At 64.8% G+C, this 12,070-nt stretch carries 13 protein-coding genes; 12 read left to right on the top strand and 1 reads right to left on the bottom strand.

Annotated elements, in window-relative coordinates; genetic code table 11:
• Positions 1 to 31: 31 nt before the first annotated feature.
• On the top strand, positions 32 to 742 hold the full coding sequence (locus tag DFR51_RS01015) for a class I SAM-dependent methyltransferase (RefSeq protein ID WP_121047194.1): 711 nt from the start codon (positions 32 to 34) through the stop codon (positions 740 to 742).
• 34 nt (positions 743 to 776) lie between these two features.
• On the opposite strand, the gene DFR51_RS01020 is transcribed toward DFR51_RS01015, so the two are convergent.
• On the bottom strand, positions 777 to 1,322 hold the full coding sequence (locus DFR51_RS01020) for an opacity protein (protein WP_121047195.1): 546 nt from the start codon (positions 1,320 to 1,322) through the stop codon (positions 777 to 779).
• A 332-nt stretch (positions 1,323 to 1,654) separates the two neighbouring features.
• Between DFR51_RS01020 and ffh the strand changes: the two genes are divergently transcribed.
• The 11 genes from ffh to DFR51_RS01075 all read left to right on the top strand — a co-directional run bounded on the left by ffh (position 1,655) and on the right by DFR51_RS01075 (position 12,013).
• On the top strand, positions 1,655 to 3,085 hold the full coding sequence (ffh, locus tag DFR51_RS01025; RefSeq protein WP_174234219.1) for a signal recognition particle protein: 1,431 nt from the start codon (positions 1,655 to 1,657) through the stop codon (positions 3,083 to 3,085).
• Between the two features lie 29 nt (positions 3,086 to 3,114).
• Entirely contained in the window at positions 3,115 to 3,573 is a 459-nt protein-coding gene (gene rpsP, locus DFR51_RS01030; protein WP_121047197.1) for a 30S ribosomal protein S16, read from the top strand.
• Between the two features lie 3 nt (positions 3,574 to 3,576).
• Positions 3,577 to 4,050, top strand: a complete 474-nt coding sequence (gene rimM / locus DFR51_RS01035) for a ribosome maturation factor RimM (protein ID WP_121047198.1) — start codon at positions 3,577 to 3,579, stop codon at positions 4,048 to 4,050.
• Between the two features lie 32 nt (positions 4,051 to 4,082).
• Positions 4,083 to 5,600 (top strand): serine hydrolase domain-containing protein, encoded by a 1,518-nt coding sequence (locus tag DFR51_RS01040; protein ID WP_121047199.1) that lies wholly within the window; start codon positions 4,083 to 4,085, stop codon positions 5,598 to 5,600.
• Positions 5,597 to 6,337: a tRNA (guanosine(37)-N1)-methyltransferase TrmD gene (gene trmD / locus DFR51_RS01045; protein ID WP_121047200.1), complete on the top strand. Its 741-nt coding sequence runs from the start codon at positions 5,597 to 5,599 to the stop codon at positions 6,335 to 6,337. Before DFR51_RS01040 ends, trmD begins: the two co-directional genes overlap by 4 nt.
• 1 nt (position 6,338) lies before the next feature.
• Positions 6,339 to 6,716: a 50S ribosomal protein L19 gene (gene rplS / locus DFR51_RS01050; RefSeq protein ID WP_121047201.1), complete on the top strand. Its 378-nt coding sequence runs from the start codon at positions 6,339 to 6,341 to the stop codon at positions 6,714 to 6,716.
• 159 nt (positions 6,717 to 6,875) lie between these two features.
• Positions 6,876 to 8,132 (top strand): APC family permease, encoded by a 1,257-nt coding sequence (locus DFR51_RS01055; protein ID WP_121047202.1) that lies wholly within the window; start codon positions 6,876 to 6,878, stop codon positions 8,130 to 8,132.
• A gap of 55 nt (positions 8,133 to 8,187) precedes the next feature.
• Complete coding sequence (gene leuC / locus DFR51_RS01060) at positions 8,188 to 9,609, top strand: 3-isopropylmalate dehydratase large subunit (protein WP_121047203.1); 1,422 nt, start codon at positions 8,188 to 8,190, stop codon at positions 9,607 to 9,609.
• On the top strand, positions 9,609 to 10,208 hold the full coding sequence (gene leuD / locus DFR51_RS01065) for a 3-isopropylmalate dehydratase small subunit (RefSeq protein ID WP_121047204.1): 600 nt from the start codon (positions 9,609 to 9,611) through the stop codon (positions 10,206 to 10,208). Before leuC ends, leuD begins: the two co-directional genes overlap by 1 nt.
• Before the next feature lie 34 nt (positions 10,209 to 10,242).
• Entirely contained in the window at positions 10,243 to 11,298 is a 1,056-nt protein-coding gene (leuB, locus tag DFR51_RS01070; RefSeq protein ID WP_121047205.1) for a 3-isopropylmalate dehydrogenase, read from the top strand.
• A 7-nt stretch (positions 11,299 to 11,305) separates the two neighbouring features.
• Positions 11,306 to 12,013 (top strand): DUF502 domain-containing protein, encoded by a 708-nt coding sequence (locus DFR51_RS01075; RefSeq protein WP_121047206.1) that lies wholly within the window; start codon positions 11,306 to 11,308, stop codon positions 12,011 to 12,013.
• The last annotated feature ends 57 nt before the right edge of the window (positions 12,014 to 12,070 follow it).

Genomic DNA, 12,070 nt, shown 5'->3' on the forward strand with positions numbered 1-12,070 from the left:
GCGCGGCAGCGTTCGCGGTAGACAGGGTTCAATGAATAGTCGCACCCTCCTGCTGTCTTCACTCGTGCTGCTGGCTGCCTGCAAGGCGCCGCCGGCGCCGCCGTCTCCGCCCGGAGAAGACAGTTTCCCCTCCGTCGAGCGGCCTGTCGCCGAGATCGTCAGCGCGCAGTTTTCAGACGAGGAAAGCCGTGAGCAGGCGGGGGAGGCGCGCCGTGTAATGGATCTGATGGGCATCGCCCCGGGCTCGATCGTCGCTGACATCGGCGCCGGGCGCGGCTATTATACGGTTAACCTTTCGCGCCGGGTGGGCGATAAAGGCCGGGTCTACGCGGAGGATATTTTCGACAACACCGTGAACGACCTGCGTGGCCGCGTTCATGCCGCCGGGTTCGCAAACGTGTCTGTGGTGCTGGGCACGCCCGGCGATCCTAAGCTGCCGGCGACAAGTCTCGATCGTGTGCTCCTCGTGCACATGTACCACGAGATCGAGAACCCGTATGAGCTGCTCTGGAATCTGCGGACAAGCCTGAAGCCGGATGCGCTTGTCGGTATTGTCGATGCCGACCGACCGACGCGCAACCATGGTACGCCGCCTTGGCTGGTCGACTGTGAAGTGCAGGCGATCGGCTTTGAACGGCAGGCGCTGCACGAGCTGGATGGCAAGTCGTATCTGGCGGTCTACGCGGCGACGAAGCCGCGTCCCCGGCCCATCGACATTCAACCTTGCCGATCGGCGCCGTAGAGACCCGTAGGCCTCCACGGCGCCGCTGGCTGCATTAGAAGTGGAACACGACCGCCGCTGTCGGGCGGATGCTCTGGAACTCATCGAACGTGTCGACCGCCAGGCGCAGGCGCACGCCGCTCTCGCCGGTGACGCCGCCGAGGCCGATGTCCTTCGGGCCGACCTCGATGCCGAACCCGTAAAGCTCGTTGCGGTCATCGCCGATGTCGGTGTTGACCCACTGATAACCCGCACGGCCGAAGATCATGCCGCTTTCGCCGATGCGCAGGCCAAGATGGCCGGTGACACCGTATTCCCAATCGATGTCGCCGAAACCCTTGGCGATGTTGCCCTCGGCGCCGACGACAAACATGCCGAGCGGCACGTTTACGCCCGCAAAGCCGGTCAGGAGGCCGCCCTTGGCGCTGCCCTGCGTCTGCAGCAGGCCCTTGTTGCCGGTGTCGAAATCGTGCCAGCCGCCACCGATGCCTACATAGGGTTCGATGCCGAAAGCTTTGCTGCCATCGGGAGCTTCCTGCGCGTTCGCGGCGGCAAACGGGAGGGTGGCAGCGGCGAGCGCTGCAATCATAATGGCTTTCATGGAGATTTTCCTCTTACGCTGAGGCCCATGGGAGAAACCCATGGCCTGGGCTGAACATCTCGCCGGTCAAATTGCCCACTCGAACCGGCGACCCCCGCATAACCAGCGGCTGTGGGTTCGGGTTGCATGGGAGAGGACGAAACGTGTCCGCGGTGTTGCAGGTCAGCCACATCAGCGCCTGCGGCATTGACATTGAGGGTGCCTCCGCCTAGGGGAGCCACGCTTTTTCTTGAAAAGCGCGAGTACGAGACGCGTCTACGGATGCACGCCGGTCAGCGAAGGTTCGCCCACCGGCGTATTTTGCGTTGGAGCGTTTCGCATAAGGGATTGTGATGTTCGAAAGTCTTTCAGAGCGTCTTGGCGGTGTCTTCGATCGTCTTCGCGGTCGCGGTGCGCTGACCGAGGCGGACGTGCGCGCAGCGATGCGCGAGGTCCGCGTCGCGCTTCTGGAAGCCGACGTTGCGCTGCCCGTTGCCAAGAGCTTCATCGACAAGGTCACTGAGCGCGCCATTGGCGCCGAGGTCACCCGTTCGGTCACGCCCGGCCAGCAGGTCGTCAAGATCGTCCACGACGAGCTCGCGATGATGCTCGGCGGCGACGCCGAAGGGCTCGAACTGGATGTCACGCCGCCCGCCATCATCATGATGGTCGGCCTCCAGGGTTCGGGCAAGACGACGACGACCGCGAAGATCGCGAAGCGTCTGAAGGAAAAGGACCGCAAGAAGGTCCTGATGGCCTCGCTCGACGTCAATCGCCCGGCCGCGCAGGAACAGCTCCGCGTGCTTGGCGAGCAGACCGAGGTGGCGACGCTGCCGGTGATCGCAGGGCAGCAGCCGGTCGATATCGCCCGCCGCGCACTTCAGGCCGCGAAGCTGCAGGGCTTCGACGTGCTGATGCTCGACACGGCGGGTCGCCTGCACGTCGATGCGGCGCTGATGGCGGAAATGCAGAGCGTTGCCGCCGTGGCGGTTCCGCAGGAAATCCTGCTGGTGGTCGACTCGCTGACGGGTCAGGACGCCGTGAACGTCGCCGAGAATTTCTCGAAACAGGTTGATCTCACCGGCGTCGTGCTGACCCGCATGGATGGCGACGCGCGCGGCGGTGCGGCGCTTTCGATGCGGCACGTCACCGGCAAGCCGATCAAGTTCGTCGGCGTCGGCGAAAAGCTCGATGCGCTCGATGCGTTCGATCCGCAGCGTGTCGCGGGCCGTATCCTGGGCATGGGCGACGTCGTCAGCCTTGTCGAGAAGGCGGCGGCGACGATCGAGCAGGAAGACGCCGAGCGCATGGCGGCGAAGCTCGCCAAGGGTCAGTTCGACATGAACGACCTGCGCTCGCAGCTTCAGCAGATGCAGAAGATGGGCGGCATGGCGGGCCTGATCGGGATGCTGCCCGGCATGGGCAAGCTCGCCGCGCAGGCCGAGAAGGCGGGCGCCGACGACAAGCTGCTCGGCCGGATGGAGGCGGTGATCCTCTCCATGACGCCGAAGGAGCGCGGCAAGCCCGAGATTTTGAACGCGAAGCGCAAGATCCGCATCGCGAACGGCGCGGGGACGACGGTGCAGGAGGTGAACAAGCTCCTGAAGATGCACCAGGAAATGTCCACCGCGATGAAGAAGATCCGGAAGATGGGCGGCATGAAGGGGCTCGCCGGTCTCATGGGGAAAATGGGCGGGGGCATTCCCGGCCTTGGTGGTCTCGGAGGATTGGGCGGAGGCGGGATGCCGCAGCTGCCGCCCGGCTTCGACAAGTTCAAGCGTTAGAGTTCAGTTCAAGCAAGGAAACGAAGAAAATGGCTATTTCCATCCGTCTCGCCCGCGGCGGCGCCAAGAAGCGCCCCGTTTACCGCATCGTCGTCGCCGACTCGCGCAATCCGCGCGACGGCAAGTATCTGGAGCGCCTCGGCACCTACAACCCGCTGCTGCCGAAGGATTCGGGCGAGCGCGTGAAGCTCGACACCGAGCGCGCTGCGCACTGGCTGAAGGTCGGCGCGCAGCCGTCTGACCGCGTTGCCCGCTTCCTCGATGCCGCCGGCCTCATGAAGCGCACGGCGAAGAACAACCCGAAGAAGGCTGAACCGGGCGAGAAGGCCAAGGAGCGCGCCGAAGAGCGTGCCGCGAAGGCAGCCGAAGCCGAAGCCGCCGCGAACGCACCTGCCGAGGAAGAAGCCGCTGCCGAAGCTCCGGCTGAAGAAGCTGCCGCTGAAGCGGTTGCCGAAGAAACGCCGGCGGCCGACGAGACGGCTGCGTAACTTATGTCTGAACGCCGCGTCACGCTTGCCGCCGTCACCGGTGCGCATGGCGTGACCGGCGAGGTGCGGCTGAAAATCTTCGCTGATGATCTTGGCCGCTACCAGCGCTTCAACGATGGCGCACTGACGCTGAAATCGCTGCGCATCATTCCAAAAGGCGCGATCGCGCGTTTTGTCGAGGTTGGGGACCGGAATGCCGCCGAGGCGTTGCGCGGTACGGCGCTGACGGTTCCCCGCTCGGAATTGCCGCCGCTTGAGGCGGGCGAATATTATCATTTCGATCTGATCGGCCTTCCCGCCGAAGCCGATGACGGAACCGCTCTCGGCCATGTCGTTGCCGTGGAAAACTTCGGCGCGGGCGACGTGCTGGAGATCGAACGGTCGGGCGGTAAACGCTTCATGGTGCCAATGAATGCCGATGCCGTTCCCGCGTGGGATGATCTGCGGCTGGTGGTCAACGCGGCTTTCGTCGAATAATCCGAAGCTTCGATCTTTTCGAAGGGGGAATCATGCGCCGTATTTCTGCTGTCGCGCTCGCCGTACTCTTGGCTTCTCCATTTTCAGGCGCCGCGCGTGCCGACGTTGCGGCCGCCGCAGCCCTTCCTGCACCGCTTGCCGCCGAGATCGACGCGGCCTTTGTCGCCTATCGCGAACGCACGCCGGTTCCGGGGCTCGCTTATGCTGTCGTGAAGGACGGCAAGATCGTTCACCAGGGCATGTGGGGCGTGCAGACGGTCGGCGGCAAGAAGCCGGTAACCGCGGACACGCATTTCCGCATCGCCTCGATGAGCAAGGCGTTCACGGCGCTCGCAATCCTGTCGCTGCGCGATGCGGGCAAGCTTTCGCTCGATGATCTCGCTGAAAAACACGTGCCCGAGATGCGGGGCTGGACCTATCCGACCTCGGACGCACCGCGCATCCGCGTGCGCGATCTTCTCCAGCATGTCGCGGGGTTCGTCACGGACGATCCGTGGGGCGATCGTCAGCAGGTGCTGAGCGAGGACGATTTCACGCGTATGATCGCGGCGGGCGTGCCGTGGAGCCGTGCGGGGCAGATGCAGCACGAGTATTCGAACTTCGGCTATGCCCTGCTGGGGCGCATCATCAAGAACGTTTCGGGTATGCCCTATCAGGCCTACATCCGGCAGACGATCCTCACGCCGCTCGGCATGATGAACACGGGCTACGAGATCGCCGATGTGCCGAAGGATCGCCTTGCTGTCGGCTACCGCTGGGAAAACGAGCGGTGGGTGGAAGAGCCGTCGATGCGCGACGGCACGTTCGGTGCCATGGGCGGTATCAACACCACTGTGAACGACTATGCGAAGTGGGTGTCGTTCCTGCTGTCCGCGTGGCCGCCGCGAGACGGGGCCGAAACGGGTCCGGTGCGCCGCGCCACCGTGCGTGAGATGGCGCAGGGTCTCAACTTTGTGCGGATCATGCCGCGCCCCGGTGCGCCTGCCGACGACAAGTGCGTTCACGCCGTCGCCTATGGCATGGGCCTGCGCGCCTCGCCGGACTGCGATCTCGGTCTCACCCTGGCGCATGGCGGGGGTTATCCGGGCTATGGCAGCTTCATCGTGCTCGCACCGGAAATGGGGGCGGCGGCGTTCGGCTTTGCGAACCGCACCTATCAGGCGCCTGCGGTTCCCGTGTGGCAGTCGCTTTGGGCGATGGCGCGCGCGGGTGCGATCCGCTCCGCCGAAACGCCGTTGAGCGACGAGGTGGCAACGATGCACGAGGCGGCGCACGCCGCCTATGCCGCCGGTACGCTGGCGCCGCTCGAAGGGCGGCTCGCAATGAACTTCCCGCTTGATCGCTCCGCCGAAAACTGGGCGCGCGAGTTCATGCGGCTGAAGACGCTGACGGGCACATGCACAGAAGTCGAATCGCTGCACGCCACTGGCGCCCTGTCGGCGACGTTCCGCTGGACATGCGAGAAGGGTGTGCTCAGTGGGCAGCTTCTGCTCGCGCCGACGCTGACGCCGATGCTTCAGGCTCTGCGATTCGTGCCGCCGCAGCCGTGACCTTCGCCGCCACCGTCCTCACGCTCTACCCGGAAATGTTTCCGGGGCCGCTTGGGCACAGCCTTGCGGGCCGCGCGCTCGGTGAGGGACTGTGGTCGCTGGAAACGGTGCAGATTCGGGACTTCGCGACGGACAAGCACCGCTCCGTCGATGATACGCCTGCGGGCGGCGGGGCGGGTATGGTGATGCGTGCGGATGTACTTTCCCGCGCGGTCGACGACGTTCTGGCGCGACGCCCCGAGGTCCCGCTGCTCGCCATGACACCGCGCGGCGTACCGCTTTCGCAGGCGCGTGTCAGGTCGCTGGCGGCGGGGCCTGGCGTTTCCATCCTCTGCGGACGCTTCGAAGGTGTCGACGAGCGGTTGTTCGAAGCGCGGCCCATCGAGCAGGTCTCGATTGGCGACTACGTGCTCTCGGGCGGAGAAATGGCGGCTTTGACGCTGCTTGATGCTTGCATTCGGCTCGTTCCCGGCGTAATGGGCGCCGCTTCGAGCGGAACCGAGGAAAGCTTCGAAAGCGGCCTCCTCGAATATCCGCAATATACCCGGCCCAATGATTGGGAAGGGCGCACGATCCCCGAAGTGCTGCGATCGGGGGATCATGCGCGGATCGGGGCCTGGCGTCAAAGCCGGGCGGAGACCGATACACGGCTAAGGCGGCCGGACCTATGGGAGCGCCATGGTGGCGCTCGGGTCGGTGAGCCCTCTGGCGCGCGGCGTGAGAACAAGGACGAATGAGATGAACCTCATCCAGCAGCTCGAAGCCGAGCAGATTGAAAAGCTTGCCGCCGGCAAGACCATTCCGGAATTCCGCCCGGGCGACACGCTCCGCATCGGTGTGCGCGTCGTTGAAGGCGAGCGCACCCGCATTCAGAACTTCGAAGGCGTTTGCATCGCGCGCTCGAACAAGGGCGTCAGCTCCAACTTCACCGTTCGCAAGGTGAGCTTCGGCGAGGGCGTCGAGCGCGTCTTCCCGCTCTATTCGCCGAACGTCGATTCGATCGAAGTCGTGCGCCGCGGCGCTGTCCGCCGCGCGAAGCTCTATTACCTGCGTGGTCGCAGCGGCAAGTCGGCCCGCATTGCCGAGCGCCGCGATACGCGCGACAGCGCCGCGTAAGCGCAGCTTCGCTGAGCTCTGAAAAGGCCGTGCCGCATTTGTCGGCGCGGCCTTTTTCGTTGTGCGGACAAAACTGTTTTGCGCTGCGGTGCGTTGGTTGTTTGTGGGATAGCGCCTTGAGGGCCGCTGATGGACGCCAGGCAACTACGGGACGTGCGCATGACCGAGAACAAATCCGAAAAGCTCTCGTTTTCGGCCGCATGGGCGATGGCCGTGGGCGGAATGATCGGCGGGGGCATATTTTCGGTTCTGGGCGTCGTCATCGCCGAAGCGGGCAGGCTTGCCTGGCTCAGTTTCGTTTTCGGCGGCACAATCGCCCTTGCGACCGGCTGGTCCTACAGCCGCCTTACGGTCAGTGGCGGCCGAGCAGGCGGCATCTATCAATTCCTGCGGCAGCGCGGTCGAAACGGGGCTGCCGCGGCAATCGCCTGGGTGCTCATCCTTGGCTACGTGCTGACCGTTTCCGTGTACGCGCACACGTTCGGTGCCTATATTTCGCACGCCTTCGGCTGGTCCGCGATCATTGGCCATGGCCTCGGGATTGCAGCAATTCTCACCATCACCGGCGTTAACCTGCTGGGGGTGGGCGAGAGCTCCTTGACCGAAATCATTCTTGTTGGAGGAAAGCTTCTCGTTCTCGGCGCATTGGCGATCGCCGGTTTGATGCACTGGTCGCCACCGGCACTTTCGCCAAGCGGTGAACACGTCGGGCTTACGGGCGCCGTTATCGGTGCTGCGCTTGTTTTTATGGCGTACGAGGGATTTCAGCTGCTCGTTTATGATTACGAGGTGATGGAAAACCCGCAGCGCACGCTGCCTACCGCGATGATGAGCGCGATCGTCGCGGTCATCCTGATTTATATTTCCGTTGCGCTCGGCGCTGCGATGCTTGTGGGCGCGGACAGGATCGTTGCTGACAAGGAGGTGGCGCTGGCAGCAGCCGGGAGCGCGGCCTTCGGTGAAATCGGCCTGGTTGTCGTTACGATTGCCGCAGCCTTTTCAACGGGCTCGGCGATTCTGGCGACGATTTTCGGCACGGCGCGCCTTGCGCATCGGGTCGCCGCGGAGCGTGACTTGCCGGGCTTTTTTGGGCGCACCAACAGCGAAGGCGTTCCGGTGGGGGCCACGCTTCTTATTGCGACTGCCGCCTGCCTGCTGGTGTGGGTCGGCAGCCTTGGCGAGTTGGTTGAAGGCGCAAGCCTGGTGTTTCTCCTGACCTTTGCGGGGGTGAACCTGCTCGCTTGGCGAGGCGCGGTCGTGCATCCGGTGGTTGGCCTTGTCGGAAGCCTGGGGGCGCTCAGCGCGGCCATTCTCCTCGGATGGCGGATGCTGTCCACGGCGCCTTTGGAGCTCGCTATGATCGGCGCGGTCCTCTCCGTTGCGGCAGCCTTCGGTTTTTGGCGCCGCCGCACTTAAAGGGGCGGCTGGCTTGGACTTGCGCGGGACCAGCCTATCTCGTACTTCCGCGCGCATGGCACAGAATCCGCGCTCGCTTTACGAAAAGATCTGGAACGCTCACGTCGTTGCGGAACGTTCTGACGGCACTTCGCTGATCTTCATCGATCGCCATCTCATTCACGAGGTGACCACGCCCCAGGCGTTCGAAGGTCTTCGCAATGCGGGCCGGCGTCTCCGGCGCCCTGACCTCACGCTGGCGGTGCCGGATCACAATGTGCCGACAAACCATCGGTTCGAGCCGATTACCGATCCGGAAAGTGCGGCGCAGCTTGCCGCGCTCACACAGAACTGCGCGGACTTCGGCGTCGAACTCATTGAGATGAACGATGCGCGGCAGGGCATCGTTCACGTCATTGGGCCAGAGCAGGGCTTCACGCTGCCGGGCACCACTGTTGTTTGCGGCGACAGCCACACGGCGACGCACGGCGCGTTCGGCGCGCTGGCCTTCGGTATCGGCACGTCGGAGATCGAGCACGTATTCGCCACGCAGACGCTGCTGCTGCGCCGGGCGAAGACCATGGAGGTTCGCGTCGAGGGCAGTCTCGGCCATGGCGTGACGCCGAAAGACGTGACGCTCGCCGTGATCGGCGAGACCGGCACGGGCGGCGGCACCGGCCATGTCATCGAGTATCGCGGCCCGGTGATCGAGGCGATGTCGATCGAAGGCCGCATGACCGTGTGCAACATGGCCATCGAAGGCGGCGCGCGGGCGGGCCTGATCGCGCCGGACGAGAAAACGTTCGCTTACTTCAAGGACCGGCCGCGCAGCCCGAAGGGTGCCGACTGGGAAAGGGCGGTCGCATATTGGCGTACGCTTGTCACCGATCCTGGCGCGCGCTTCGATAAGACCGTCGTGATCGACGGCACGAAGATCGCGCCGCTCGTCACGTGGGGCACCAGTCCGGAAGACGTTGTGCAGATCACCGGCGTCGTTCCGGAGCCGGCGAGCTTCGCCGACCCAACCAAGCGAGATGCTGCGTTGAAGAGCCTCGACTACATGGGCTTGACGCCGGGTATGCGGCTTGAAGACGTTGAGGTGCAGAACATCTTCATCGGCAGCTGCACCAACAGCCGCATTGAAGATCTCCGCGCCGCTGCGGCGGTTGCGAAGGGGCGGCATGTCGCGGCGCATGTGAAGCAGGCGCTTGTGGTGCCGGGCTCGGGCCTCGTGAAGCGGCAGGCGGAGGCCGAGGGTCTCGATCGTATCTTTATCGAGGCGGGCTTTGACTGGCGCGAGCCGGGCTGCTCCATGTGCCTCGGCATGAACCCGGACAAGGTGCCTGCGGGCGAGCGCTGCGCCTCCACCTCCAACCGCAACTTTGTCGGGCGGCAGGGGCCGGGCGCGCGGACGCACCTGATGTCGCCGGCGATGGCCGCCGCGGCCGCGGTCACGGGCCGCCTCACAGATGTGCGCCAGCTGATGGGAGCCGCCTGATGGATGCGTTCAAAACCCTGACGGGCATCGCCGTGCCGTTTGGCGCGAAGAACGTCGATACGGACGTCATCATCCCGGCGCGCTTCCTGAAGACGATTCAGCGCTCAGGGCTTGGCAAGGGTGCCTTCGCGGTGATCCGTGAGAACCCGGACAACATTTTCGACCAGCCGCGCCACAAGGGCGCGCCGCTGCTGATCGCGGGCGACAACTTCGGCTGCGGGTCCAGCCGTGAACATGCGCCTTGGGCGCTCACCGATATGGGCTTCCGCGCCGTGATCGCGCCGTCGTTCGCGGACATCTTCTCGGGCAACGCCTTCAAGAACGGCATGTTGCTCGTGGCGCTGCCGCAGGACCAGATCGACCGGCTGATGGAAGTCGCCAAGACCGACGAGATCACCGTCGACCTCGAAAACCAGGTGGTGACGACGCCCTATCAGGACCGCTTCACCTTCGAGATCGATCCGTTCCGCAAGCACTGCCTGCTGAACGGCCTCGACGAGATCGGCCTGACGCAGGCGATGGACAAGGACATCGCGGCGTTCGAGGCGAAGCTCGACGCCGAGCAGCCGTGGATCGCAGGTGCTGCGAAGGCTGCCTAATACCGTCTAACACCCCGAAAAAGGATCAAGCCCAATGACGAAATCCCTGCTGCTGCTTCCTGGCGACGGTATCGGCCCGGAGGTGATCGGGGAGGTCAAGCGGCTGATCGCGGCGCTCGCGCTCGATATCGCGGTTGAGGAAGCGCTCTTCGGCGGCGCGTCCATCGACGCGACGGGGCTTCCGATCACGGACGAGACAGTGGCACGCGCGCTTGCCGTCGATGCGGTGCTGATGGGCGCCGTGGGTGGTCCGAAATGGGCGGACCAGGCCTTTGGCAAGCGCCCGGAGGCGGGGCTCCTTCGCCTGCGCGCTGACATGGGCGTTTACGCCAACCTGCGCCCGGCGCGCTGCTTTTCGGCGCTCGCCGATGCGTCTAACCTGAAGCGCGAGTTCGTGGAGGGGCTCGACATCCTGTTCGTTCGTGAGCTGGTCGGCGGCGTTTATTTCGGCACGCCGCGCGGCATCGAGGACATTGGCGGCGGTGAACGGCGCGGCATCAACACACAGGTCTACACCTCCTCTGAAATCCGCCGCGTGGCGCGCACGGCGTTCGAGCTTGCGCGGCAGCGCTCGAACCGGGTCTGCTCCGCCGAAAAATCGAACGTGATGGAAGCGGGACTCCTCTGGAAGGAGGAAGTGACCGCGCTGCACAAAGCCGAGTATGCAGACGTGGAGCTGTCGCACATGCTTGCCGACAATATGGCGATGCAGCTCGTGAAGAACCCGAAGCAGTTCGACGTGATCCTCACCGATAATCTTTTCGGCGACATTCTGTCCGACGAGGCCGCGATGCTCACCGGTTCGCTCGGTATGCTCCCGTCCGCTGCGATCAGCGAGGCTGGAAAGCCGGCCCTCTATGAGCCGATTCACGGCTCGGCGCCGGATATCGCGGGCCTGGGCGTTGCGAACCCCTGCGCGGCGGTCCTCAGCTTCGCGATGGCGCTGCGCTTCAGCCTTGGCGACGCCGCTGCGGCGGACCGCGTCGAGGCGGCGGTCGACAAGGCGCTGACCGCCGGCGCGCGCACGCCCGACATCGGCGGCACGCTTTCGACAGAGGGTATGGGCGCGGCGATCATCGCAGCGCTATAAGGGGCGCATGACACCGCCCGACGATCTTCCCGAACCGCCGCGTCCGCCCTGGCGCATTGCACTCGACCGGATCGTCGCGCAGTTTCTCACCGGGCTGCTGTTCCTGCTGCCGTTCATCCTGACACTGATGATCCTCGACTGGCTGGTGCGGCAGGTCGCGGGGTTGTTCGGCGAGGAGACGCTGCTCGGATCGGCGCTGACGAGCGGCGGCGCATTCATTTTCGGTGACGGCACGGTCGGCTTCTGGCTGCTGCTGATCTTCGTGGTCGCCGGCATCTGGGGTGTCGGCTTCGCGTTCGGCGACCGTGCGAGGCGGAGCATCGACCGGCGGCTGGACGCCATCATCGGCCGGATTCCAGTGCTGCGCGATGTCTACCGCCCGGTTTCCAAGCTCGTTCGGATGCTCGGCACCAAAAACGAGAGCGACCTTGCCGCAATGCGTGTCATTGCCTGCCGCTTCGGGGATCGGGGTGCGGACGTGTTGGCGCTGCTGGCGTCGCCCGACGTCTTGAGGGTGGGCGGCGAAGAGCGGATGCTTGTGTATCTGCCATCGGCGCCGCTGCCGATGACGGGCGGGCTCGTTCTGGTGCCGCCGTCCTCGATCATCGAGGTGACGGGCGTTACCGTCGATGAGCTTCTGAAATGCTATATTTCGCTCGGCATGCTCTCGCCCGACGCGCTGAAGGGTGATGCTCCGGCATTGCTCCCAAACTAGCAGAACGGCCTTGCAAGCCGCGTCCGGGGGGCGCAGAAGGCCGCGCGGCACACGGAC

The sequence above is a fragment of the Sphingosinicella microcystinivorans genome, assembly GCF_003634215.1.
Classification (GTDB): domain Bacteria; phylum Pseudomonadota; class Alphaproteobacteria; order Sphingomonadales; family Sphingomonadaceae; genus Sphingosinicella; species Sphingosinicella microcystinivorans.